Source organism: Rhizobium sp. R634 (genome assembly GCF_002211305.1).
In the GTDB taxonomy this organism is placed as follows: domain Bacteria; phylum Pseudomonadota; class Alphaproteobacteria; order Rhizobiales; family Rhizobiaceae; genus Rhizobium.
Window position 1 is genome coordinate 845,326 of the sequence record NZ_LOKW01000001.1, and the last position, 23,145, is coordinate 868,470.

At 62.2% G+C, this 23,145-nt stretch carries 20 protein-coding genes; 3 read left to right on the forward strand and 17 right to left on the reverse strand.

Annotated elements, in window-relative coordinates; genetic code table 11:
- Nucleotides 1-564: 564 nt before the first annotated feature.
- From ATY77_RS03820 to ATY77_RS03855, 8 genes are read right to left on the reverse strand one after another with little or no spacing between them, the layout of a single operon-like run.
- Complete coding sequence (locus ATY77_RS03820; RefSeq protein ID WP_088686141.1) at nucleotides 565-906, reverse strand: cupin domain-containing protein; 342 nt, start codon at nucleotides 904-906, stop codon at nucleotides 565-567.
- The gene (locus tag ATY77_RS03825) at nucleotides 899-1,567 is read right to left on the reverse strand and encodes a cysteine hydrolase (protein ID WP_088686142.1); all 669 of its coding nucleotides are present in this window, start codon (nucleotides 1,565-1,567) and stop codon (nucleotides 899-901) included. The genes ATY77_RS03820 and ATY77_RS03825 overlap by 8 nt, the downstream gene beginning before the upstream one ends.
- A complete protein-coding gene (locus ATY77_RS03830; protein WP_088686143.1) occupies nucleotides 1,567-3,117 on the reverse strand; it encodes an ABC transporter ATP-binding protein in 1,551 nt (516 codons plus the stop codon). Before ATY77_RS03830 ends, ATY77_RS03825 begins: the two co-directional genes overlap by 1 nt.
- On the reverse strand, nucleotides 3,114-3,815 hold the full coding sequence (locus ATY77_RS03835; protein WP_088686144.1) for an isochorismatase family cysteine hydrolase: 702 nt from the start codon (nucleotides 3,813-3,815) through the stop codon (nucleotides 3,114-3,116). Before ATY77_RS03835 ends, ATY77_RS03830 begins: the two co-directional genes overlap by 4 nt.
- Before the next feature lie 12 nt (nucleotides 3,816-3,827).
- A complete protein-coding gene (locus ATY77_RS03840) occupies nucleotides 3,828-4,844 on the reverse strand; it encodes a formamidase (RefSeq protein ID WP_088686145.1) in 1,017 nt (338 codons plus the stop codon).
- Nucleotides 4,845-4,862: 18 nt separating this feature from the next.
- Nucleotides 4,863-5,789: an ABC transporter permease gene (locus tag ATY77_RS03845; RefSeq protein ID WP_088686146.1), complete on the reverse strand. Its 927-nt coding sequence runs from the start codon at nucleotides 5,787-5,789 to the stop codon at nucleotides 4,863-4,865.
- On the reverse strand, nucleotides 5,789-6,916 hold the full coding sequence (locus ATY77_RS03850) for an ABC transporter permease (RefSeq protein ID WP_088686147.1): 1,128 nt from the start codon (nucleotides 6,914-6,916) through the stop codon (nucleotides 5,789-5,791). Before ATY77_RS03850 ends, ATY77_RS03845 begins: the two co-directional genes overlap by 1 nt.
- 20 nt (nucleotides 6,917-6,936) lie before the next feature.
- Complete coding sequence (locus tag ATY77_RS03855; RefSeq protein ID WP_088686148.1) at nucleotides 6,937-8,064, reverse strand: BMP family ABC transporter substrate-binding protein; 1,128 nt, start codon at nucleotides 8,062-8,064, stop codon at nucleotides 6,937-6,939.
- A gap of 312 nt (nucleotides 8,065-8,376) precedes the next feature.
- Between ATY77_RS03855 and ATY77_RS03860 the strand changes: the two genes are divergently transcribed.
- Both ATY77_RS03860 and ATY77_RS03865 read left to right on the forward strand, forming a co-directional pair.
- Nucleotides 8,377-9,093, forward strand: coding sequence for a GntR family transcriptional regulator (locus ATY77_RS03860; RefSeq protein WP_088686149.1), 717 nt, complete (start codon nucleotides 8,377-8,379; stop codon nucleotides 9,091-9,093).
- A 115-nt stretch (nucleotides 9,094-9,208) separates the two neighbouring features.
- Nucleotides 9,209-9,598, forward strand: a complete 390-nt coding sequence (locus tag ATY77_RS03865; RefSeq protein WP_088675107.1) for a Rid family hydrolase — start codon at nucleotides 9,209-9,211, stop codon at nucleotides 9,596-9,598.
- A 9-nt stretch (nucleotides 9,599-9,607) separates the two neighbouring features.
- On the opposite strand, the gene ATY77_RS03870 is transcribed toward ATY77_RS03865, so the two are convergent.
- The 6 genes from ATY77_RS03870 to ATY77_RS03895 all read right to left on the reverse strand — a co-directional run bounded on the left by ATY77_RS03870 (nucleotide 9,608) and on the right by ATY77_RS03895 (nucleotide 15,593).
- Nucleotides 9,608-10,189: an NAD(P)H-dependent oxidoreductase gene (locus ATY77_RS03870; protein ID WP_088675106.1), complete on the reverse strand. Its 582-nt coding sequence runs from the start codon at nucleotides 10,187-10,189 to the stop codon at nucleotides 9,608-9,610.
- The gene (locus ATY77_RS03875; RefSeq protein ID WP_088686150.1) at nucleotides 10,186-11,595 is read right to left on the reverse strand and encodes an FAD-binding oxidoreductase; all 1,410 of its coding nucleotides are present in this window, start codon (nucleotides 11,593-11,595) and stop codon (nucleotides 10,186-10,188) included. Before ATY77_RS03875 ends, ATY77_RS03870 begins: the two co-directional genes overlap by 4 nt.
- A 1-nt stretch (nucleotide 11,596) precedes the next feature.
- Nucleotides 11,597-12,910, reverse strand: coding sequence for a cytosine deaminase (locus tag ATY77_RS03880; protein WP_088686151.1), 1,314 nt, complete (start codon nucleotides 12,908-12,910; stop codon nucleotides 11,597-11,599).
- Nucleotides 12,910-13,746, reverse strand: coding sequence for an ABC transporter permease (locus ATY77_RS03885; RefSeq protein WP_086156363.1), 837 nt, complete (start codon nucleotides 13,744-13,746; stop codon nucleotides 12,910-12,912). The genes ATY77_RS03880 and ATY77_RS03885 overlap by 1 nt, the downstream gene beginning before the upstream one ends.
- Nucleotides 13,746-14,570, reverse strand: coding sequence for an ABC transporter ATP-binding protein (locus tag ATY77_RS03890; RefSeq protein WP_088675103.1), 825 nt, complete (start codon nucleotides 14,568-14,570; stop codon nucleotides 13,746-13,748). Before ATY77_RS03890 ends, ATY77_RS03885 begins: the two co-directional genes overlap by 1 nt.
- 72 nt (nucleotides 14,571-14,642) lie before the next feature.
- Nucleotides 14,643-15,593 (reverse strand): ABC transporter substrate-binding protein, encoded by a 951-nt coding sequence (locus ATY77_RS03895; protein ID WP_245314297.1) that lies wholly within the window; start codon nucleotides 15,591-15,593, stop codon nucleotides 14,643-14,645.
- A 247-nt stretch (nucleotides 15,594-15,840) separates the two neighbouring features.
- Between ATY77_RS03895 and ATY77_RS03900 the strand changes: the two genes are divergently transcribed.
- Nucleotides 15,841-16,791: a LysR family transcriptional regulator gene (locus ATY77_RS03900; protein ID WP_088686153.1), complete on the forward strand. Its 951-nt coding sequence runs from the start codon at nucleotides 15,841-15,843 to the stop codon at nucleotides 16,789-16,791.
- Between the two features lie 19 nt (nucleotides 16,792-16,810).
- Here the strand turns inward: ATY77_RS03900 and ATY77_RS03905 are convergent, their stop codons facing one another.
- From ATY77_RS03905 to uca, 3 genes are all read right to left on the reverse strand, one after another.
- Nucleotides 16,811-17,608 carry a creatininase family protein gene (locus tag ATY77_RS03905; RefSeq protein ID WP_088675100.1) on the reverse strand — a complete coding sequence of 266 codons (798 nt, stop codon included), beginning with the start codon at nucleotides 17,606-17,608 and terminating at the stop codon, nucleotides 16,811-16,813.
- A 185-nt stretch (nucleotides 17,609-17,793) separates the two neighbouring features.
- A complete protein-coding gene (gene atzF / locus ATY77_RS03910) occupies nucleotides 17,794-19,605 on the reverse strand; it encodes an allophanate hydrolase (RefSeq protein WP_088686154.1) in 1,812 nt (603 codons plus the stop codon).
- On the reverse strand, nucleotides 19,605-23,144 hold the full coding sequence (uca, locus tag ATY77_RS03915; protein ID WP_088686155.1) for an urea carboxylase: 3,540 nt from the start codon (nucleotides 23,142-23,144) through the stop codon (nucleotides 19,605-19,607). The genes atzF and uca overlap by 1 nt, the downstream gene beginning before the upstream one ends.
- Nucleotide 23,145: the final 1 nt, after the last annotated feature.

Below are 23,145 nucleotides of genomic sequence, written 5' to 3' on the forward strand. Positions count from 1 at the left end.
TCCTACCTACGAAATCGGATCAGCCTTCCAGGAAGCCAGACTTCGTCAAGATCTCCGCAAACGATCAATTCTGGCGGATAACAAGATATCTCGGCAATGCTCGGGTTCTCGCTGGTCCCATGACGGATAGCCGTAGGCGTAGACATTGGATCATCACAATGAGAAAAACCGATGTCTCATGCCGTAACGCGATAATTGCAGTCTTGCCAGACGGGGGCTGCTTGTCGCTTACGAATTTCCGAATGCCTGCGGACCGGAGATAGGCTGGTAGAAACACGGAGACGCCTCGGAAGTAATAATGAGGTCCGCTGCAGCCGGTGCTTCGCGCATAGAATCGGTGGACTTTCAATGCCTTAGTATATCCGAGGTGCAGGTCGGCGGTTCAGATCCTTTCAAGGCGATCGATTGGAAAAACCTACGTGGAACCCTTGATCGTACGGCTTCATGCCGGGATCGGTCACGCGGCCAGGAATAATGCAACGATCGCGGCGTGCTGAGATCATTGCGACAGACTGGCGCAGCGGGGCAATGTGGAAGGCCGGATCGCCGGTTTTATGCGACGTCCTATTCCAGTATTTTCACCGGCCGATCCCATTGGATGAGCACGACGCAGCCGGTTTCGCTCCAGACCGAATGTTCGGTACCGGGAGCGTTGACGATATAACTGCCGCGACCATAATCGCCCGCCTCGTCCGATTGTACGCCATCGAGAACGAGAATGGTTTCCAGTCCCTCATGCCGATGGCGCGGAACGCTGGCGCCGGCCTCGTATTTCAGAAGCGCCACGCCCGGCTGGTCGTCCTCGAAGGGACGGATCCAATGGATGGTTACCTGATCGCGGAAGGGGCCGAATTCCAATTCCTTCCAGCCGCCTGACGTCAGAAGTTCGCGGGTGGTTTCAGGCATGGGCGATGCTTTCCAGAATGTCGTCGACATGGGCGGTCCAGCCGACGATCGCGCCCTGGGCGCGGATCATGGCGATGGCGGCGGTCTTGAATTCGGGAAAATAACTTTCCGTCGCCTCCTCGGCGAGCAGGCATTCATAGCCGCGGTCGTTCGCCTCGCGCATGGTCGTCTGCACGCAGACCTCGGTGGTCACGCCGGCAAAGACCAGTTGCCTGATGCCCTTTCGCTGCAGCACTTCTCCGAGGTTCGTGGCATAGAAGGCGCCCTTGCCGGGCTTTTTGATGACCACTTCGCCGTCGATCGGAGCTAGCTCCGGCAGAATGGCCGTTCCGGGCTCGCCCGTTATGAGGACGCGGCCCATGGGACCGTCGTCGCCGATCCTGAGCATGGGATTGCCGCGGTCGCGTTTTGCCGGCGGCAGGTCCGAAAGGTCGGGCCGGTGGCATTCCATCGTATGGATAACCGGCAGGCCGGCATAGCGGAAGCCCTGGATGAGACGTTTGACATCGGGCACGATCCTGCCGATGCGGCTGACGTCGTTGCCGAGGCTTGCGCCGAAGCCGCCGGGCTCTGCAAAATCGCGCTGCATATCGATGACGATAAGGGCGAGCTGGTCGTGCTTTACCGGGAAAGCGAAGGGTTCTGCCTTGATCTCGGCCATCAATGATGCCCCGCCATGTGGGCGCCGATCACGGCGATATCGGCCGCACGCGCCGATGTCTCGTAAACCAGCCTGCCTTCGGAAATGACCATGATGCGGTCGGACATCTCGAGCAGTTCGTCGAGATCTTCGGACAGCAGCAGCACGGCCGTGCCGGAATTGCGGGCCTTCATGATGCGGGCCCGAATTTCGGCGACAGCCGAGAAGTCGAGGCCGAAACAGGGATTGGAGACGATCAGGAGGTCCACCTCGCCGGTCAGTTCGCGGGCGAGCACCGCGCGCTGCACGTTGCCGCCCGAAAGTGCCGCGATGGGCGAGGATGAGGAGGCGGTCTTCACCTTGAAATCCGAAATCAGCACGGCCGCCCGCTCTTTCATCTTGCCCTTGTTCAGCCAGGTCGCATCCTTGCCGTTGGCCGCCAGGTCGAAGGTCCGGAAGGCGAGATTTTCGCTGACCGTCATGCGCGGGGCGCAGGCGTTCTGCAACGGCTCCTCCGGGATGAAGCGGACGTTATTCCTGCGGGTCTCGGGGCGCGTTGCGCCGTAGGCCTCGCCATTGACGCTCACGCGGCCGCTGTCGACCGGCCGCTGGCCGGCGAGGATTTCCGTCAGCTCTTTCTGACCATTGCCCGAAATGCCGGCAATGCCGACGATCTCGCCGGAGCGGACCATGAGATTGTCGATCGCGATGGTCTTGAGGCCAGAGCGGTCCGGCGCCTTGACCTGTTCCACCGCAAGGACGGGCCTGGCGTTTTCGGCGACGGGAACGCGGCTGTCGAGTTCTGCAAGCTTCACGTCGCCGATCATCATGGCGGCCATATCCGATGTCGAGAGGTCGCCGACCTTGCCGGTGCCGACCAGCCTGCCGCGCCGCAGGATCGAGACGGCATCGGCGAATTTCGTCACCTCGTGGAACTTGTGCGAAATCATCAGCACGGTCAGTTTGCCGCGCTCGGTCATTCCCCTGATGAGACCCAGCATCTCATCGGCTTCGGCAGGCGTCAGAACCGAGGTCGGTTCGTCGAGAACGAGAAAGGAGCGGCCGAGATAGAGCTGCTTGAGGATCTCCAGCTTCTGCTTCTCGCCGGCGGCAAGCTCGCTCACGGGGCGGTCCAGCGGGATCCTGAACGGCATGCGGTCCATGAAGGCGGCAAGGTCCTTCCGCTCCTTCGCCCAGTTGATGATGGCGGGCACTTCGGCGCGGCTGATAACGAGATTTTCGGCGCCGGTCAGCGACGGGACGAGCGTAAAGTGCTGATAGACCATGCCGAGGCCATAGATGGCGGCGTCCTTGGGTGAGGCGATGGCCACTTCGCGGCCGTCGACCGAAAGCGCGCCCGCGGTGGCGTGGTAGAAGCCCATGATGCACTTGACGAGGGTCGATTTCCCGGCACCGTTTTCTCCGAGCAAAGCATGGAAGCTGCCGGGGGGCACCTTGATCGAGACGCGGTCGAGGGCCGTGAAGCTGCCGAAGCGCATCGTTATGTCGAGCGTATCGATGCCGACGGCTCGGCCGGCCTGTGGGAGAGGTGTGTCGCGGACCGTGCTCATGGCAGCTGGCTCACAAGCGTTTGTGAATTGGAGACGGAGCCGAAGACGCCGCCCTGCATCTTCACCATCTTGATGGCGGCGAGATGGTTGCCGTAGTCGGTCGCGCCGCAGCAATCTTCCAGCAGCAGGCATTCGAAACCGCGGTCGTTGGCCTCGCGCATCGTTGTGGAGACGCAGACATCGGTGGTGATGCCGGTCAGGATGATGTTTGCGATGCGCTTCTGGTTCAGGATCAATTCCAGGTCGGTGGCGCAGAAGGAGCCCTTGCCCGGCTTGTCGATGATTGTCTCGCCTTCGATCGGATAGAGTTCGGGGATGATGTCCCATCCGGGCTCGCCGCGGGTCAGGATACGCCCGCAAGGGCCTGGATCGCCGATCCCTGCGCCGATCCGCTGCGAGCGCCAGCGTTTGTTGGCCGGCAGGTCGGCAAGGTCGGGCCGATGGCCTTCGCGCGTGTGGATGATGTGGTAGCCCTTGGCGCGCATGATGGCCAGCACGCGTTTGATCGGCTCGATCGGCGCCTGGACGAGCGACAGGTCATAACCCATGTGATCGACATAGCCGCCCGTGCCGCAGAAATCCGTCTGCATGTCGATGATGATGAGGGCAGTGTTATCAGGCCTCAGATCGCCGTTATAGGGCCAGGCATAGGGGTCGGCGTCGATATAATGTCCTTTGGTGTCGACCATGGCGTCCATCGTCTTCTTCTCCTATTCACCCGCGAACTTGAATGTTTCACTGTAGCGCCGCGTCGGCTTCTCGAAGCCGCAGGACGTACCGTCCGTGACCTTCACCCGATCGTCCCAGGGAAGGCGGTATTTGCCGGCGACGAGGTCGTGCATGTAGGTATAGGGCGCGTCACCCGCGCCGCCGGAGACAGCGACATAGCCGCGATGGCCGAATTGGTAGATATTGTTTTCGACGCCCCAGCCGAGGCGCGCTTCGCGCACCAGATCGGGACGGACTTCGGCAGTGATGATCTCGTTGACGCGCCCAGAGGCGCCGTGAGCTATGATCGTGCCGTCGAAATTGCAGACCATACCTTCGCCCATGGAATCGAAGGTGCCGTCCGAGCCGGACATGCAGACGCTCGCCGTAACCATGAGATTGCAGAAGGCATTCGACTGATTGGTGAATTTCCAGCTTTCACGAATTGGCGCCGTGTAACCGGCCGTGCGGATCATGATTTCCGCACCCTTGTAGGCGCATTCGCGGGCCATCTCTGGGAACATACCGTCATGGCAGATGATGAGCGCGAGCTTTGCACCCTTTGGCCCGTCGGTGACCGGGATACCGGCATTGCCAGGCTCCCATGGCTCGACCGGCACCCATGGGTGCATTTTGCGATAGTAGAGCTTCAGCTCGCCCTTATCATCGATGACAATGCCGGAATTGTAGGGCATGCCCTCAGGGTTCCGCTCCATGATCGAGAAGCAGCCCCATATCGCGTTCGCCTTGCAAGCCTTCTTAAAGGCTGCGACCTCTGGCCCGTCGAGCGTGCACATGATCGCGGGATTGATATCCATCGACAGCCCGTGAAGGGCATATTCAGGGAAAACAACCAGATCCATGCCGGGTTGATTGCGTCGAGCTTTAGCGACGAGATCGACGATCACCTGTGTCTGGCGGGCGAGGTCTTCTCTGGTGACGGTAACTGGAAGCTGCAATTGGACGAGGCCGATGCCGACGCCATGTTCCGATTTGTTCAAACCGCCGAGACCGTTCATGGCTTGGCTCCTTTCGTGCTACTTTGTCAGGGAAAGCGCCCCCGGCGCACCGGCGAGCGAACGTGTCGGCGAAGAGGTTGCGATCATAATGACCAGCGTCAGCACGTAAGGGGCGGCATAGAAGAGATAATAGCCCTCGCTTACCCCAACCGATTGCAGCGCCGGCCCGAGCGCGCCGGCGCCGCCGAAGAGCAGGGCGGCAAGAAAGCAGCCGACAGGATTCCATCTGGCAAAGATGACGAGGGCTACGGCCATCAGGCCCTGACCGGAGGAAATGCCCTCGTTCCAGGAGCCGGGATAATAGAGCGAGAGATAGGCGCCGCCGATCGCCGCCAGCGAACCGCCGACGGCGGTGGCGAGCAGTCGCACGCGGTCCGGATCGATGCCCATGGCCCGCGCAGCATCGGTACTGTCGCCGACGACGCGCAGGACGAGACCGATGCGGGTATTCTTGAACGCCCACCAGAGAAGGAAGGCGAGGGTGGCTCCGAGGAGGAAGAGCACGTTGATGTTCAGCGCCGCCTGGATCTGCGGCAGACTGGACCAGAAGCCGAGTGGAATTGCCGGCAGATGCGGCGCTGCGGGCTGGATGAAGGGCTTGCCGAGGAAGAAGGCGAGACCCAGCCCGAACTGCATCATGGCGATGCCGATCGCGATATCGTTGACCTTCGGCCATCTGCAGATCCAGCCATGGGCGAGGCCGAAGATCGCGCCTGTCGCCATGGCCGCAAGGACGCCGAGCCAGGGGGAGTTGGTCATGACGGCGACGGCATAGGCCGTCATCGCGCCGAAGACGAGCGTGCCTTCGAGACCGAGATTGATACGGCCGGAGCGCTCGGTGATCGTCTCGCCCAGGCTGACGAAGATGAAAGGGGTGGACACGCGGATGGCGCCCGCAAGGATGGCGAGGGGCACGCCCCAGATGCCGATGCCTGTCTCTTCCATCAGAGGCTCCTTTTCCAGAGGTCGGGATTGAAGATCTTGAAGCGGCCGTAGAAGGTTTCGCAGAACAGGATGACGAGGAAGAGCATGCCTTGCAGCACCAGCACGGTGGCATCAGGCAGCCCCATGCGGCGCTGGATCAGGCCGCCCGAGGCGTCGATGCCGCCGAGGAGGATCGCCACGGGGATGATCGCCAGCGGGTTGTGTCTGGCCAGGAAGGCGACGAGGATGCCGGTATAGCCGTAGCCGGCGGCAAGGGAGGCGTTGGCGCTGCCCTGGACGGCGGCGACCTCGATCATGCCGGCAAGCCCGGCGAAGCTGCCGGCGATCGCGGTGAAGCCGGCAATCAGCCGGCCCACGGGCAAGCCTTGGATCTGGGCCGCGCGCACGTTGCCGCCGGCAATACGGGCGGCAAAGCCGTAACTCGTCACCTCGATCAGGATCCAGGAGAGAATGCAGGCGACAATGCCGATGACAAGGCCCCAATGCACGTCCATGCCGGGGATGTTGCCGAGCATGTACTCAGCAGGCAGCGGTTTGGTCGACGGCTTGTTGAGGCTAGCAGGATCGCGCAGCGGCCCTTCGACGAACTGGTTCATCAAGGCGATGGCGATATAGGAGAGCAGCAGCGACGAGATGGTCTCGTTGACGCCGCGGTAGTGGCGCAGGAAACCGGCAAGGCCGATCCAGATGCCGCCGGCCGCCATGGCGGCAATTCCCATGAGAACGAGCGTCAGCAAGACCGGCGCCGAACCCGCGAGCGGCATGGTCATGGCCGCGGCGGCAACGCCGCCCAGCACGACCGCTCCTTCCCCGCCGATGATGACGAGGCCGAGGCGGGCGGGCAGGGCGACGCAGAGTGCCGTCAGGAGAAGGGGTGCGGCACGGCTTAGGCTGTTCTGCACCGAAAACCAGCTGCCGAAGCCGCCGGTATACATGAGCTGGAAAAGCACCACCGGCGACTTGCCGATCGCCAGGATGAACAGGGAGAAGAGCGCAAGACCGGTCAGGATGGCGGCAAGGCCGATGACAAGAGGTTCGGCTTTTCGCGCGATCCATGCGAGGATGGGGCGCAGCGAAGCCGGGTTTTCGGCGATGGATATTGCGGGATCATTGGCCTGGACGGTCATGGCGCTTCTCCCTTTGCGGTTTACGCCGTGGACCCGACGACACCTTCGACCAGATAGTTCATGCTTTCGAGCTCGATCGCGTCTTCGGCGTAGCTCTTGTCGGCGGTCACGACAGTGCTGCCCTTGTTGTCCTTGAGCGGTCCCTTGAAGACCGAGAAGCCGCCTTTCATCATCTCGGCGTGGGTGGCCTCGAAGGCCTTGCGCCCGCCTTCGGAAACGCCGGGGCCGAGTGCGCTCATCTTGACGAAGCCGTCCTTCAGGCCGCCGCGCACGAAGTTGCCGAGTTTTTCGCCGGCCTGGGCCTTTTTGACGTAGTCGCTGTAGACGTTGCCCCAGGCCCATTCGGCGCCGGTCAGGTACTTCTCGGGCGCGAGCGGGCTCTGGTTGGCGTGATAGCCGCAGACGAAGGCGCCGCGGCCCGCCGCCGTCTCGACCACGACCTTCGGGCTGTCGACATGGCAGGTGATGACATCGGCGCCCTGATCGACCAACGCGTTGGTGGCTTCGGCTTCCTTGACGGCGAGCGACCATTCGCCGGTGAAGATCACCTGGCAGGTAATGGTCGGATCGACGGTGCGTGCGCCGAGCAGGAAGGCATTGATGTTCTGCAGCACCTGCGGGATCGGCTTGGCGGCGACGAAGCCGATCTTCTTGCTTTTCGTCGTATGGCCGGCCGCGATGCCGTTCAGATACTGGCCCTGAAAGATGTAACCGAAGTAGGAGCCGGTATTGGCCGGGTGCTTGCCCTCCTGCCAGAGACCGCCGCAATGGCGGAACTGGGTATCGGGATATTTGGCGGCCATCGCCAGCATGTGCGGATCGAAATAGCCGAAGGAGGTCGGGAAAAGCAGAGCCGCGCCGTCGAGGTTGATCATCGATTCCATCGTCTTCTGGACGTCGACCGTCTCCGGCACGTTCTCTTCCTCGACGACGGTGACGCCGGGCAGCGCCTTGACGGCGGCTGCACCCTCGGCATGCGCCTGGTTGTAGCCATAGTCGTCCTTCGGACCGACATAGATGAATCCGACGGTAAGGGCGCTCTGGGCAAGGGCGCGCGAGGATAGGAGGCCGGGTGCGGCGCCGGCGAGGGCGGCAGCGGCAGAAGCCTGAAGAAAATTGCGGCGGTTCATGGAAAGGAGTTTGGTCATTGGAATGCTCCCCTTATGGCGGTTCTGCCGGTGCATTGGTTACGGGGAAGTGTATGCAACTGATGTGCCAGATATTAAGGGATTGATTTTTCAACGGCAATTTTAAAGCCGCTCGACGGGTGTCGTAAGTGTATGCAATTTCATCGATTCAAAGTATAAAATTTATGCAAAGCCTATAAAGTTGGCTGAAATTCCACGTGACAAAGAAAGTGAGCTTGTTTCCAGCCGCGGATTAATTCAGTTTTTCAAATGAAAACAATGTATTGTTTCCGTATTTGACTTTGTTTCGCGGACAATGCATGTGTATGCAGCATGACCAAGGACCAGAGTGACCCATCGAAGCAGATCCGGCGCCGGGAGATCATCCGGGCAGGAACGACTGTCGAGCAGATGGTGCGGGCAATCGCCGACATGATCGTGACCGGGCAGATGCTGCCGGGTGACAAGCTCGACGAAATTTCGCTGGCAGCCCGTTTCGAAGTGTCGCGCACCCCGGTCCGTGAGGCGCTCCGGGAGCTCGGAGCGATGGGGCTTGTCGAACGCGAACCGAACCGCAGCGCCGTCGTCACCAATGTGACGGAAACTTATCTGCATTCGATGTTCGAGGCGATGGCGGAGCTCGAGGGCATTTGCGCGCGGCTTTCCGCCGAGCGGATGACGATCGAAGAACGGCGCCTGTTGGAAATCGAGCACCGCGCCTCGGCCCGGCTCGTGCGCCAGGGTGCCGACGAAGAATATGCTGCCTATAACACCGAATTTCACAGCCGGCTTTATCGCGGCTCGCACAACGAGCACATTTATGAGCTGGTAACGCAGAGCAGGGCCCGGCTTGCGCCCTTTCGTCGAGCGCAGTTCCGGCTGTCCGGCCGGCTGGCGAAATCCTATGACGAGCATGACGTGATCGTGACCGCGATCATGCGAGCGGATGGCGCGGCCGCCGCGCGCGCCGCCTATGCGCATGTGGAAATCGTCAGCGATGCCAGCGCCGTCTTTGCGGCCGCTGCCGAGCGGAAAGAGCGCGGCGTTTGACGTCGGAGAGGGGTGCCCAGGAGTAGGCGGAAACCGCCCTTTGCATCCTTTCCTGTCCTTGTTAGTCAACTAGATGGGAACGATGCTTAGTGTTCCGCTTCAGCAGGAAGTGCCGATGAAGAAGATTTTCAATCCGCCGTCCGTCCGCCGTCCATTTGGAAATTACAATCACGGGCTGCTGGTGCCGCCAGGGGCTTCGTTGCTCGTCGTTTCAGGCCAGCTCGGCATCGGTCTCGACGAAAAGGTGCCGGAAGATATCGGCAAACAGGCGGAGCTTTGTTTCGAAGCGATCAAGGCCATTCTCGCCGATGCGGACATGAGTTTTGCGGATGTCATCCGCATTTCGGCATTCGTGACGAAGCGTGAGGATTTTCCGGCCTATATGGCGGTGCGCGATCGCTATACGCTCGATCCGAAGCCGGTCTCGACGTTGATCATCGTCGGCGGGTTCACCCGGCCGGAATTCCTCGTCGAAGTCGAGGTCACCGCCGCCAAAATATTGTGATGACGCGTGTCAGAACCGTTCCATCGCCATCTGCACCTTTTCCAGAAACCGCGCCCGTGTTTCAGGCGTGCAATTGTTCATGTCGTAATGAGCAAGGAAGGTGACCGGCCGAAGCGGATTGATCTGCGCCCTCAGCACGCGCTTGACGATCCTCTTCGGCGGGTTGCCGGCCACGAAGGCGCGGAATGGGGTTGCGCCGTAGGTCAGCACGGCGGCGAGCTTGGTGATATGGCGCAACCGCGATTCCACCTTGCCGTCGACGAGTTCGAAAGAGACGCCCGGGAGCCAGACACGATCGAAATAGCCCTTGAGGATTGCCGGGAAACCGAAATTCCAGACAGGCGTCACCAGCACCAGTCCTTCGGCCTGTTTCAGCCGATCGACATAGGGCTTCACCAGTGCGGTATTGCCGGGATAGTCGTGATAGGCGAGCCGGTCGTTGCGTGACAGCACGGGATCGAATTTCTCGGCATAGAGATCGCAGGCATCCACCTCGTGACCGGCTTTGCGAAGGCTTTCCAGCGTCTGTTTGTAAAGCGCCTTACCGTAGCTTTCCTCGACCGGATGCGAGTGAAGGACGAGAACTCTCATGAGGCCCCCATGACGCTCGCAAGCCCTGGGAAGAGATAGTTCTTGCCGGCATCGAAATCGAAATCGGGGTTCTCCCAGGCGATCATCTTGCCGGGATTGAGGAGCCCCCTCGGGTCGGTCTCGTGCTTGAAGGCGAGCTGCACCTTGTCGGTGCGTTTCATGCCGCCTTCCTCGAGCGTGTATCGGTGCGGATTGAAGATCGGGCAGCCGTGATCCTGATGGATCCTGATGATCTCCTCGAGGCGTTCCTCCGAGGTATAGCGCACCAACGGCAGGCCGGAGCACTGGATCTGCCCGTCGAACCTGATGAATTCGAGATGGCCCGGCACTTCGTCCCCGAAGATCTCGACCATCTTGGCGACCTTGGCCACGTGATCCGGCCCCGGATACTGAACCTGCAGATAGGTGAAGTTGGGATCGACCTTCAGGGCGCGCAGCGTCGTGTGGTTCCAGGCAAGCTCATAGGCATGCGGAATGCCCTTCATGCTTTCGACCGTATCGGATCGGAAGATGACCTCGCCCTTGTGCGCGGCGGCGAAGGCCAGGAACGCGTCCATTGAATGCGGCGCGATCATCAGCACCACCACCGACTGGCCCTTGCGAATATAGGGTTTGTGGCGGGTGAAATAATCATGCGGTATGGGTGCGGCGATCGGCGCGATCTCCTTGACGAGGATGCCGTTGCATTTGGCGAGCGCATCCGAGAAGCGTACGGCGGCCATGAAGTCGTCGTAACCGACGAGCACGTCGACCCAGTCATAGGCTGGCGCCAGCGGCATTTCGATCTCGGTGATGATGCCGTTGGTGCCATAGGCATGGCTGACCTTCTGCAGGTCCCAGCCGGTGAGGTCGAGCACGCGCGGTTCGGCTTCCATGGTGACGACGCGCAGGCGCAGAATATTGCCGAGATCGCGCAGGCCGCCCCAGGTGATCGAGCCGACCCCACCGGAGCCGCCGGCGATGAAACCGCCGACGGTCGCCGTCTGCGCCGTCGACGGATGGAAGCGCAGCTCCTGGCCGGAATGGGCCTTGGTCTGCCTGTCAAGCTGGGCAATCACGATGCCAGGTTCGCAGATCACCCGGCCGGGATGGATTTCCTTGACCTTGTCCATGCCGGCAAGGTTCAGGACGATGCCGCCGGAAAGCGGCATGGCCTGGCCGTAATTGCCGGTGCCGGCGCCGCGCGGCGTTACCGGCACGCCATGGGCGAAAGCCACTTTCAGCGTGCGGATGACCTCTTCCTCGGTCTTCGGGGTAACCACGAGGTCGGCCGTCACATTGTCGAGCTGCGCCTTCAGGATCGGCGAATACCAGTAGAAGTCCCGGCTCTTCTGGCGCACCAGCGCCGGATTGTCCTCGACGGCGATGCCTTCGAGTTCCTTCTTGATCGTCTGATAATCCGGCATGTCAGGCTCCAACGACGCTGTCGAGTTCACGATAGTCCGGCAGGCTGCGGTCGATCACCTTGCCGCGGCGAAGGACGACGCGGTCTGACTGCGGACGGGAAAGAAATTCGCTCCAGCGCCTGGCGCTGAAGAGCACGAGATCGGCCGGGGCTCCGACGGCGATGCGGCCCATATCGGAGCGGCCGAGAATATCGGCGGGCGAAGTGGTGACGATGCGCGCGGCCGTATCCAATGGGTGATCGAGATGCAGGATGCGCACCGCCTCGCGGAATACCTCCACCGGGTCCAGATCGCCGTAGGCGTAGAAGGGGTCGCGGGTATTGTCGGAGGCGACCGCCGTTGCCACACCGGCCGCGGCCAGTTCCTTGAAGAGAGTAATGCCGCGCCAGCGCGGTGTCCGGCCGGGGTAGCGGTCCTGCAGATACATGTTGCACATCGGCAGCGAGACGATGGAAATGCCGGCCTTTGCAACGAGCTCGACCGTGCGCTTTGCGGCCTCCTCGTCCTGGCGGGCGAGCGAGCAGCAATGGCCGGCCGTTACCTGGCCTTCGAACCGGTTGCGCAGCACGGCCTCGGCAATCGCCTTCAAGGTCTCGGCAGCGGGATCGTCGGTCTCGTCGACGTGGAGGTCGACATCGAGGCCGTTGTCGGCGGCAGCCCTGAAAAGCACGTCGAGCTGGCTGTCGAGATCGGCGGTCATCCGGCTGACGCCGCCGATCAGTCCGCCTTTTTCGCGTACGACAGCAACCAGGTCGGCGAAAAAGGCCGCATCCGCCATATTTTCCATCGGGAAGAGCGCTACAGCCTGCAGCGCGATCCGGTCCTTCCATGCCTCGCGCATCTCGGCAAAAACCTCGAAGGAAATGCGGTGCTGCGGCGCCAGCGAGTCGAGATGCGTGCGGATCAGGCTGGTGCCGTGCGCATAGGCCGAGCGCAGCGAAAATTCCATGCGTTTCCAGACATCCGCCGCTGACCAGTTCGCTTCGCGGTCCGTGCGCACGGCCTCCAGCGCGCCCATGAAAGTGCCGTCCGCATTGGCGTTGCGCGGCCAGATATGCCCCTTGTCGAGGTGCGTGTGCATGTCGGCGAAACACGGCCAGACCATGCCCTCCTTCAGGTCGGATCTCGCGAATTCCGCCGGCGTTTCGCCCGCCGGCAGCAGTGCGGAGATGACGCCATTGGTGATGACGATATCGGCCTTGATCAGACCTTCGACGGCAGGCGCGTCAAATCCGACGGTGGCGGCGGCGGGAAGCGTCGCGTTGCACAGTGCGAAGCGGCCGGCATTGGGCGGAGAGATGAAGGGATAGGTCATCAGTTTTCCCGTTTCAGGCTGCTCTCGTGCCAGCGGTGCAGGGCAAGCCAGGAAATGAACGAGGTGAGGGCAAAGATCGCGACGCCGAGAAGCGAAAGCATCAGCAGCGCGGCGAAGAGGCGGGGGATGTTGAGCCGGTACTGAGCTTCGAGAAGCCGGAAGGCGAGCCCGGAACCCGCACCCGCCGATCCTGCCGCAAATTCCGCGACGACGGCGGCAATCAGCGCCAGGCCGCCGCCGATCCTAAGGCCTGTCATGAAATAGGGCTGGGCGGCGGGCAGCTTGAGATAGAGCAGTGTCTGCCAGCGGGAGGCGCCGTAGAGTTCGAAGAGATTGATGAGATTGTGGTCGACGCTTTTCAGCCCCTGGACCATGTTCGACAGGATCGGAAAGAAGGCGACGAGGAAGGCGCAGATCAAAAGCGCCACCTGCGTCGAGGGCGCATAGATCAGGATCAGCGGCGAGATCGCGACGATCGGCGTCACCTGCAGAATGACCGCGAGCGGATAGAAGGCGAGTTCGATCCAGCGCGATTGCACGAGGAAGATCGCAAAGCCGACGCCGCCGACAAGTGCCAGCATCAGCGACAGGAAGGTGATTTTGGTGGTGACCCAGAAGGCGGGCGCAAGCGTGGCCCAGTCGGTCACGAAGGCGTTCGCCACAGCCGCTGGCCCCGGCAGGATATAAGGCGGCACGTCTGACAGTTTCACATAGGCGTACCAGATCAGAAGGAGGAGAGCGATGACGAGCAATGGAACGGCGATCCGCAAGGCGAGATCGCGGCGCCTGGCGCTCGCGGCATCCGGATGGGGCGATGCGCCGGTCTCGTCGCTCATCAATGATCTCCAGCCGAATTGATTGCGCCGATGAGCGAATGGGAGACCGTCTCGCAGGCCTTCCTGTATTCTTCGGAACTGCGGTAATAGGCATCGCGCTCCAGGCTGGTCGTTAGCGGGACGTCTGCGTGCACCCGGCCGGGCCTTGCCTTCATCACGACGATGCGGTTCGAGAGATAGGCCGACTCGAAGACGGAATGGGTGACGAAGATGACGGTGATGCCGGTCGTCTTCCAGAGCCGCAGCACGTCGTCGTTGAGCTTCTGACGGGTGATTTCGTCGAGTGCGGCGAAGGGCTCGTCCATCAGCAGAAGTTTCGGTTTCGTCACCAGCGCGCGGGCGATCGAGACCCGCATCCTCATGCCGCCGGAAAGTTCGCGCGGATAGGCCTTGGCGAAATCCTGCAGACCGACCGTGGTCAGTACATCCATGATCCGCTTGGAGGCTGCCGCTTTCGAAACACGCCTCAGCCTCAGCGGCAGGTGGACATTGTCGAATACGTTCTTCCAGGGCATCAGCGTTGGCTCCTGGAAGACGAAGCCGATATCGCCCTCCGGCAGGCCTTTCGAATTGATGCGCGAACTCGGCCAGTCGATCGCCCCCGATGTCGCGTCGCCGAGGCCGGCGATGATGCGCAGCGCCGTCGACTTGCCGCAGCCGGAAGGGCCGAGGAGGCTGACGAATTCGCCGCTTTCGACGGTGAGTGACATGTCCGAAAGTGCGACGGTTCCGCTGGAAAAGACCTTCGAAACCGAGCGCATGACGACCAGTGGCCGCTTGCGCGTCTCTTGCGGGAATACGGCCTGGGCTTCTGCTAACGGCATTGCCTGTCTCGTTCATGCGGGAAGTTGCAATCCGCCGCGACCCGCGGCGGATCATTGGGGGGTGCGGCCAGCCTACTTCTTCATCGCCATGCCGGTGCTCTTGCAGACGAATTTCGTCGTAAACGCCTTGGTGTAATCCGTCTCCGGCTTGAAGACCTTGATCGCGACCATCTCTTCGAAGAACGCCTTGTAATGGGCATCGGTGATGCAGCCGATGCCCTTGTCCAGGCTGTCGCCGGACTCGATGATGCCGTATTCCTTCATCTTGGCGATCGAATAGGCGATCTGACCATTCGTCATTTCAGGATTATCCTTCTTGATCAGTTCGTTCGCCTTGCGGTTGTCGCCGTAGAGATAGTTGTACCAGCCCTCGATGGAGGCATCGACGAAGCGCTGAACCACATCCGGCTTACTGTCGATCATCGTTTGCGTCGTGGTGATCATCGTCGAATAGGGAGAGTAGCCGTTGTCGGCGAGCAGGAAGACCTTAGGTTCGAAGCCGGCCTGCTTCTCAATCTCATAGGGCTCCGAGGTGAGGTAGCCTTGCTGCGCGGACTCCTTGTCCGCGAGGAACGGAGCCGGGCTGAAATTGTAGGGCTTGTATTGCTCGTCCTTGAAGCCTTTGAAATTCGCCTTCATCCATTCGAAATAGGTGAGGTAGCCGTCCTTGCCGAGAAACAGCGTCTTCAGCTTCGCGAGGTCTTCGAATTTCTCGATGCCGGCGTCCGGGTGGGCGATCAGCACCTGCGGATCCTTCTGGAAGATCGCCGCGACATCGACGAGCGGAATGCCCTGTTCGACGGCCGAGATTTCGCCCTGCGGGCCGCCCATGTAGAAGTCGATCTTGCCGGAGATCAAAAGCGCGCTGTTTGCCGCGTTCGGGCCGCCCTGCACGATGGTCACGTCGAGGCCGTGTTTGGCATAGGTGCCATCGGCGACCGCCTGGTAAAACCCACCGTGTTCGGCCTGGGCTAGCCAGTTCGTGCCGTAACTCACCTTGTCGGCCGCATGGGCGGAGGCCATGGCGGCAAGCGCGCCGCCAAGACCGGCAAGTGCGGAAAGGCCCCAATTCTTCAGTGCATCGGCCATGATCTGCGTTCCCCTTCTGAGCGCGGAACGCCCATCGCGACGTTCCATTTTCCTCATAGGAGCGGTTGCGTTGCTCTTTGAAAAGCATCAAATTTCGTGCGCAATGATGCCTTTTCGGCATCTCAGCGAAAGCCTGTGCCTAATTTGTGCGTCTGCTTTATTTTTATGCAACGAGGTTGCGATGCTGCATTCCAGAAAGCTTATCTACATCAATGAGATCGCCCGCACCGGCTCGATCCGCAAGGCGGCGGCGCGGCTGAACGTGGCGTCGTCGGCGATCAACCGGCAAATTCTTGCGCTGGAGGAGGAGATGGGCGCGCCGCTCTTCGAGCGCCTGCCGCGCGGTCTGCGGCTGACGGCCGCCGGCGAACTTTGCATCGAACATATTCGCGAGGTGCTGAAGAATTACGAGCGGCTGGAGGGGCGCATCCGCAGCCTGAAGATGCAGCAGGCCGGCAAGGTCCGCATCGTCACCACGGTTGGCCTGGCGGCAGGTCCGCTGCCCGACATCATTGCCCGGTTCCAGTCGGAGCATCCGCGTGTCTTCATGCAGTTGCGCAACGACGCCGGTACGATGACCGTCAACCCGGTGATCTCAGGCGAGGTGGATATCGGCCTTGGCTTCAATATTCCGGCAACGCCCGGCATCCGGACGCTTGGCAATTTCGACATTCCGATCGGTGTGGTTTTGCCCCCCGGTCACCACCTGATCGGGTCCGGCCCGATCAACCTGGCGGATATCGTCCAGGAGCGCCTGGTGCTGGCGCAGCAAGGCACCAGCCTGCGCGATGTGATCAATCTGGCGCTCGCGCGCCTCGACGTGCATGTCGAGCCGGTGCTCGAAACCAATGCCTCGGAGATGCTGAAGAAGCTGGTCAAGTCGGGAGCGGGGCTGACGATCCTCAATCCGCTCGACGTCATCACCGAATGCCGCCAGGGCGAGCTGGTCTTCCGGCCAATCGCGGAGCCGCATGCCCGCCACCAGCCGATGAAGCTTTTTGCCCGCGCCCGCGCGCCGCTCGATTCCGCGACCAGTCTCTTCGTCGAATATCTCCTGGCTGAACTCGCCGGTCTGGTGGAGGAATTGCAGGCCAAAGGCCACATCGCGGCGGAAAAACCCGCAGCGATGTGAGCGGTGCCGCGGCGCAGACCTATCTCGAATAGAGATTGGAAAGCGGGTAGCGCTTCAGGTCATGGAGCAGTTCGATGAACCCTTTGACCTGGTGGCGGCAGATCGCTTCGCCCTTCTCGGCGGTGCCGAGCGACGCGTCGCCGACGACGCCGTTGGGATTGAGGTCGTGGGCGATCCAGGCGAGCGAATGCGGCGGCAGCGGCTGGATGTATTTCGATTGCCCGCGCATCCACTCCGCCTTCGAGGTGAAGTTCTCCGCCCTGTCCATCCGCACCAGGTCCGGCCGGAAATGGAGCATGAGCGAAGTTTCCACCTCGCCGCCGTGGATGCCGTATTTCAGCTCTTGTTCGCCGATCATCCCCTCCGGGTGTCCAAAGCGGCCCCATTGCGTGGAGACGACGGCCATCTGGTGACGCACGCGCAGTTCGCGCGCGACGATGCTCATGATATCGACGTTGCCGCCATGAGAATTGACGATCACCAGCTTGCGGATGCCGGCTTCGGCCACCTTGGCGCCAATCGCCGTCCAGACCGGAATCAAGAGTTCTGCGCTGAGCGACAGCGTTCCCGGCCCATAAACGTGTTCATTCGCCTTTCCGATCTCCTGCGTCGGCAGAACAAGGAAATCGAGATCGGCGGGCTTCTGCTTTCGAAGCTCAGCCAGCATGCCGTTGGCAATTGCAACATCGGTCGCGATCGGCAGGTGCGGACCGTGCTGTTCCGTAGAGGCGATCGGAAGGATGGCAATGGTCGTGTCGGGCGAAAGGCCGGCGAAATCGCCGGTATTGAGTTCGTTCCAGTAGAATGGCATCGCCATCGCCGCACCTCTCGTTGCTTTCAAGCAGTGAGTAGGGAAAATTATTGCGCGCGAAAAGCATCAATTTGCGGCCGGACCGATGCCTTTTTGAGGCTTGTTCGCCGAGATCGCGCAGGTCCTGGCAATGAGACCCCTCAGAAGAAGCTGTGCTGCCTTCGATAGAAATCCTTGCATCCTCTCTCCCTTCACGCCGCCGGGCTGGTTGAGCGAACATAGTTGCGCCAGCCGCCGAATTCGGTGATCTCCCGGCCGCCCGCGACCGCATGCGCTTCACACAAGAATCCCGTGATGCAACTCGCGTCGTCGAGCGTGATCTTGCCGACGCCGAGCGGCGCTGGAATGTTCTGGACAAAACGGGCGAATGCGGCCGGTGGCAGCGCCCAGATCTCGATCTCCACGCCATCGCCGGCAAAGGCCGGATCGCGCACCAGCCCGGGCTTGGGCGGGATCGTGCCGGGGAGGGCAAAGAGGCGGTAGCTGCCATCCGTTCGTCCCGTTCTCAACCTGTATCCGCCCGTTCGCGTCAGTTCGTGGTTCAGCGGCATGTCAGTCAGATGGGCACCGACGACGACGATCGGGACGAAGTCGTCGGCCGGCGGTGAAACGCGGCTTTCCTCTGGCAGCGCGATGTTGCGGTCCCTACCCATTCCCGCTTCCGCCGTGCGGTGCAGGGCGTCGGCAAAGGGCGCCAGCGCATCATCGGTGAAGGCGGGTCCCACCAGCATCACGCCTGCAGGCAGATGACGGTCTGCGTCAAAGCCGGCGGGAATGGCGATCGCCGAGCAATCGAGCAAGTTCGCAAAATTGGTATAGCGGCCGAAATGGCTGTTCTTGACGATCGGGTCCGCCTGCATTTCTTCGACGCTGTAGGTGGTGGGGGATGTCGGCAGCATCAGGAAATCCACCTTCTCCCATTCGGCCCTTGTTTTCTGCCGCAATGCTTCCAGCCTGTAGCGGCCCTCAAAGGCGTCGACGGCATCGTAGGCCTTTGCCCCTTCGATGATTACTCGCACCGTCGGGTCGAAGTCGCCGTCATTCGTTGCCAGGAATTCCTTGACCGCCGCCAGCCGCTCGGCGACCCAGGGGCCATTGTAGAGCAGCTCGGCCGCCTGCCGGAAAGGCGCGTAGTCGAAGGACACGATCACCGCACCCAGCGACCGCGCCCTTTCGATTGCCGCGTCATAGAGCGCCTCCACCTGCCTGTTGCCGTAAAATTCCCGTTCCGCACCATCGAGGACACCGATGCGCGGGCGCGTCGACGGCAGGCTCGCCGGTGTGGCTTGCCGTGAAAACGGATCCCGGGCGTCATAGCCTTCCATGATCCGGCGGATGGCGATGCCGTCGCCGACCGTCGCGGCGAAGACGGTGACGACATCGACGCTGCGGCAGGCCGGCACCACGCCGACATTGGGCACCAGCCCCGGCGTCGGCTTGATGCCGACGAGATTGTTGAAAGCGGCCGGCACGCGGCCGGAACCGGCCGTGTCGGTTCCGAGCGAGAAGCTTGCCAGACCGGCCGCCACGGCGACGGCCGAACCAGAGCTGGAGCCGCCGGAGACATAGTTGCGATCGAAAACCGAACGCGGCGCGCCGTGCGGCGAGCGCGTGCCGTTCAGCCCCGTTGCGAACTGGTCGAGATTGGTCTTGCCGATCACGAGGGCGCCGGCCGCCCGCAACCGTGCAACCGTTGTCGCATCCGCCTGCGGGTGATAGGCGAAGGCTGGGCAGGCAGCCGTCGTCGGCAGGCCGGCGACATCGATATTGTCCTTGACGGCGAAGGGAATGCCCCAGAGCGGCAGGCTGTTCGGTTCGGGCGCGCGGGCCACCAGCTCGCGGGCGGCGGCGCGCAATTCTTCCTCGGGCGTCATCGTGATGAAGATGGCCGGATCGTCGGACGCACTGCATCTTGCGATGACCTCTTCCACCAGCTCGAGCGGGGACAGGCCCGCCACATAGGCGGACCGCAGCGAGGCAAGATCAAGAATGGTGGGGAGCATTAGATTTCCTCCAGAATGACCAGCACATCGCCGGCTTTGACATTGCGACCGGGGCCGGCGCGCAGATCGCGGACGCGGCCGCCGGCATGTGCGGTGACGTTGATTTCCATCTTCATGGATTCGATGATGGCCAATGTGTCGCCGGCGGCCACCGGCTGCCCTTCTTCGACGAGGATCTTCCAGACGTTGCCCGGCACGGCGCTTTCGACACCGAAGCAACCCTGCGGTATCTCGCCGGTAAGGCTGGCGCCGGTGCTTTCATCGACGGTGAAGCTGTCGAGGCCGAGTTCCTTCCAGCGTTGCCGCTCCGTTTCGAATGCAGCCTGCTGCCTCGCTTTAAAGGCGCCTATGGCGGCGGCCTCGCGGGCAAGCCCGGTCTCATAGGCGCCATAGGAGAACTCGCTTTCATCTATCCTGACCGGATATCCTCCGTGCGGAAAGGCGGCGCGGGCTTCGGTCAGCTCTTCGTGGCTGACGGGGAAGAAGCGGACCTGATCGAAGAAGTCGAGCAGCCACGGCTTGTCCTTGGCAAACACCGGCGTCTGCCTCCATGTATTCCAGACCTGGATGGTACGCCCGAAAAGCTGATAACCGCCAGGGCCTTCCATGCCGTAGATGCACATGTAGGCCCCGCCGATGCCGACGGCATTTTCCGGCGTCCAGGTACGGGCCGGATTGTATTTTGTCGTCACCAGCCGATGGCGCGGATCGACCGGTGTCGCGACCGGTGCGCCGAGATAGACATCGCCGAGCCCAAGCACGAGATAGCTGGCGTCGAAGACGATATCGCGCACCGCCTGTTCGTCCGGCAGACCATTGATGCGGCGGATGAACTCGATGTTATCAGGGCACCAGGGCGCGTTTGGCCGCACGAGTTCCTGATATTTGCGCATGGCGAGCTCGGCATCCGGGTCATTCCAGGAAAGCGGCAGATGGACGATGCGGCTCGGCACCTTGACGTCTTGCGCGGCCGGCAGGCCCGCCTCGATCTCTGCCAGCAGGCCGAGCAGGCGCTTGCGGGTCAGTGCCGTACCGTCATAGTGGATCTGCAGCGAACGGATGCCGGGCGTGAGATCGATGATCCCCGGCAGACGTGCCCGCGATACGGCTTGCATCAGCAGGTGCACCCTGAGCCGCAGGGCGATATCGAGCGTCATCGGTCCATACTCGACGAGCAGATTGTCGTCGCCTTGGCGGCGATAGACGACGGACACCGGGCCGTCGTCGCGCTTGCCGATGATCGGCGAGCCCGCCTCCTCCCTTGCCCGATGCACGACTGGGCCGGCGACCGGATCTTCTGGCCGCACGGCGGGATGAAAACGGATCCGGTCGCCAGGCTTGAACTGACCCATCTTCCATTGCTCGTCACGGACAATCACCGCCGGGCAGACGAAGCCGCCGAGGCTCGGCCCGTCGGGCCCGAGGATGATCGGCATGTCGCCCGTGAAGTCGATTGCGCCGATGGCGTAGGCATTGTCATGCAGGTTGGAGGGATGAAGGCCAGCCTCGCCGCCGTCGCTACGCGCCCAATTTGGCGCGGGGCCGATGAGGCGCACCCCCGTGCGGGCGCTGTTGAAATGCACCTCGTAGCTCGTCGAAAACAGCGTTTCTATATCACTGTCCTGAAAGAAATCCGGCGACCCATGCGGACCGTAGACAACGCCGACGTCCCATTCGTGCGTCAGTTCCGCAGGCTCCGTCGCCGGCATCGGCGGCACGGTCGCGGCCTTGCGGGCAAGATGCAGAACGTGGCCGGTCTTTAGCGTGCCGGTGGCGTTGCCGCCGAATTGGCCGAGGCCGAAGGTGGCGCGGGAGCCGAGGACGAGCGGGGCGGCAAAACCGCCCGCGACGGCGAGGTATGCGCGCTGCCCCGGTCCATCGATGCTGCCGATCGAGAGGATCTGACCGGCGCGGATCATCACGGCCACGTCATGCGGCAGCGTCTCGCCGTCGACGCTCATCGCCATTCTGGCGCCGGCAAGCGCGACCAGCGTATCGGTATGGAACTTCAGCACCGGGCCGGAGACCGTCAGCTCTAGCGCTGCAACCATATCGCCGTTGCCGACGAGGCGGTTGGCGTGGCGGAAGGAGCGCTCGTCCATCGGGCCGCTCGGCGGCACGCCGACATGCCAGAGGCCAAGCCGGCCCGGCAATTCCTGAATGCTCGATTGGGCGCCGGGCGCGATCACCTCGATGACGTCAGGCACGAAGGAAAAATCGCGCAGCGCCGTCGTCGCCACCTTGCCGCCGGCGAGGAGTTTGGAGCCGGCGATGGCGCTGAGATAATCGAGATTGGTCTCGATGCCGGATATCGATGTTTCCGCTAGAGCCTTCTTCAGCTTTTCGATCGCCGTCGGGCGGTCTTGAGCGGAGACGATCACCTTGGCAAGCATCGGGTCGTAGAAGGGCGTCACCTCCGTGCCGGTTTCGATCCAGCCGTCGATGCGCGCGTCCTGGGGAAAGACGACCTCCGTCAGCAGCCCGGCGCTCGGGCGGAAGTCGGCATGCGGCATCTCGGCATAGACGCGCACTTCGATCGCCGCACCTTTCGGCTCCAGTGTTTTGGCGCCGGAGAGCACGTCTTCGCCCGCGGACTGGCGGATCATCCATTCGACGAGGTCGATGCCGAACACGGCTTCCGTGACGGGATGCTCGACCTGAAGACGCGTGTTGACCTCAAGGAAATAGAATTCCTCGCGCAGCGGATCGTAGATGAATTCGATCGTGCCTGCCGATTCATAGGAAACCGAAGCGCCGAGATCGACGGCTGCCTTGTGCAGGCGGCCACGGGTTGCAGCTGAAAGACCGGGGGCAGGGGTCTCCTCGACCACTTTCTGGTTTCGCCGCTGCAGCGAGCAGTCCCGCTCGCCGAGCGCGATGACGTTGCCTCTGCCGTCGCCGAAGATCTGCACCTCGACATGCCGGGCCTCGGCCACGGAGCGTTCTATGTAGACGCGTGCGTCGCCGAAGCTTGCGCGCGCCGTGCGCTGCACGCTCTCGAACGAAGCCTTCAGGCTTTCCGGATCGGCGCAGAGCTGCATGCCGATGCCGCCGCCGCCGGCCGTACTTTTCAGCATCACCGGGTAGCCGATCGCTTCCGCTGCGGAAAGCGCTTCCTCGGCGCTCGACAACAGGCCCGTACCGGGCAGAAGCGGTACGCCGTTCGCCTTGGCGAGTTCGCGGGCCGTATGTTTCAAGCCGAAGGCCGATAGATGCTCCGGCCGAGGGCCGATGAAGGCGATGCCTTCGGCGGCAAGCCGCTCGGCAAAACCGATATTTTCGGAGAGAAAACCATAGCCGGGATGGACGGCTTCCGCTCCCGTCGACCTGCACGCGGCGATGACGGCATCGACATTCAGGTAACTTTCGCCGGCCGGCGGCGGGCCGAGACGGACGGCTTCGTCGGCCATCATCACCGCTTTGGCGAAACGGTCGGCATCGGAATAGACGGCGACCGAGGCAATGCCCATGCGCTGCAGCGTCTTGATGACCCGCACGGCGATTTCGCCGCGGTTCGCGATCAGGATTTTCTTGAACATG

Coding starts and splice junctions, on each gene's coding strand:
- ATY77_RS03820 (WP_088686141.1), bottom strand. CDS start 906: ATGCCTGAAACCACCCGCGAACTTCTGACGTCAGGCGGCTGGAAGGAA.
- ATY77_RS03825 (WP_088686142.1), bottom strand. CDS start 1,567: ATGGCCGAGATCAAGGCAGAACCCTTCGCTTTCCCGGTAAAGCACGAC.
- ATY77_RS03830 (WP_088686143.1), bottom strand. CDS start 3,117: ATGAGCACGGTCCGCGACACACCTCTCCCACAGGCCGGCCGAGCCGTC.
- ATY77_RS03835 (WP_088686144.1), bottom strand. CDS start 3,815: ATGGACGCCATGGTCGACACCAAAGGACATTATATCGACGCCGACCCC.
- ATY77_RS03840 (WP_088686145.1), bottom strand. CDS start 4,844: ATGAACGGTCTCGGCGGTTTGAACAAATCGGAACATGGCGTCGGCATC.
- ATY77_RS03845 (WP_088686146.1), bottom strand. CDS start 5,789: ATGGAAGAGACAGGCATCGGCATCTGGGGCGTGCCCCTCGCCATCCTT.
- ATY77_RS03850 (WP_088686147.1), bottom strand. CDS start 6,916: ATGACCGTCCAGGCCAATGATCCCGCAATATCCATCGCCGAAAACCCG.
- ATY77_RS03855 (WP_088686148.1), bottom strand. CDS start 8,064: ATGACCAAACTCCTTTCCATGAACCGCCGCAATTTTCTTCAGGCTTCT.
- ATY77_RS03860 (WP_088686149.1), top strand. CDS start 8,377: ATGACCAAGGACCAGAGTGACCCATCGAAGCAGATCCGGCGCCGGGAG.
- ATY77_RS03865 (WP_088675107.1), top strand. CDS start 9,209: ATGAAGAAGATTTTCAATCCGCCGTCCGTCCGCCGTCCATTTGGAAAT.
- ATY77_RS03870 (WP_088675106.1), bottom strand. CDS start 10,189: ATGAGAGTTCTCGTCCTTCACTCGCATCCGGTCGAGGAAAGCTACGGT.
- ATY77_RS03875 (WP_088686150.1), bottom strand. CDS start 11,595: ATGCCGGATTATCAGACGATCAAGAAGGAACTCGAAGGCATCGCCGTC.
- ATY77_RS03880 (WP_088686151.1), bottom strand. CDS start 12,910: ATGACCTATCCCTTCATCTCTCCGCCCAATGCCGGCCGCTTCGCACTG.
- ATY77_RS03885 (WP_086156363.1), bottom strand. CDS start 13,746: ATGAGCGACGAGACCGGCGCATCGCCCCATCCGGATGCCGCGAGCGCC.
- ATY77_RS03890 (WP_088675103.1), bottom strand. CDS start 14,570: ATGCCGTTAGCAGAAGCCCAGGCCGTATTCCCGCAAGAGACGCGCAAG.
- ATY77_RS03895 (WP_245314297.1), bottom strand. CDS start 15,593: ATGGCCTCCGCCCATGCGGCCGACAAGGTGAGTTACGGCACGAACTGG.
- ATY77_RS03900 (WP_088686153.1), top strand. CDS start 15,841: ATGCTGCATTCCAGAAAGCTTATCTACATCAATGAGATCGCCCGCACC.
- ATY77_RS03905 (WP_088675100.1), bottom strand. CDS start 17,608: ATGGCGATGCCATTCTACTGGAACGAACTCAATACCGGCGATTTCGCC.
- atzF (WP_088686154.1), bottom strand. CDS start 19,605: ATGCTCCCCACCATTCTTGATCTTGCCTCGCTGCGGTCCGCCTATGTG.
- uca (WP_088686155.1), bottom strand. CDS start 23,144: ATGTTCAAGAAAATCCTGATCGCGAACCGCGGCGAAATCGCCGTGCGG.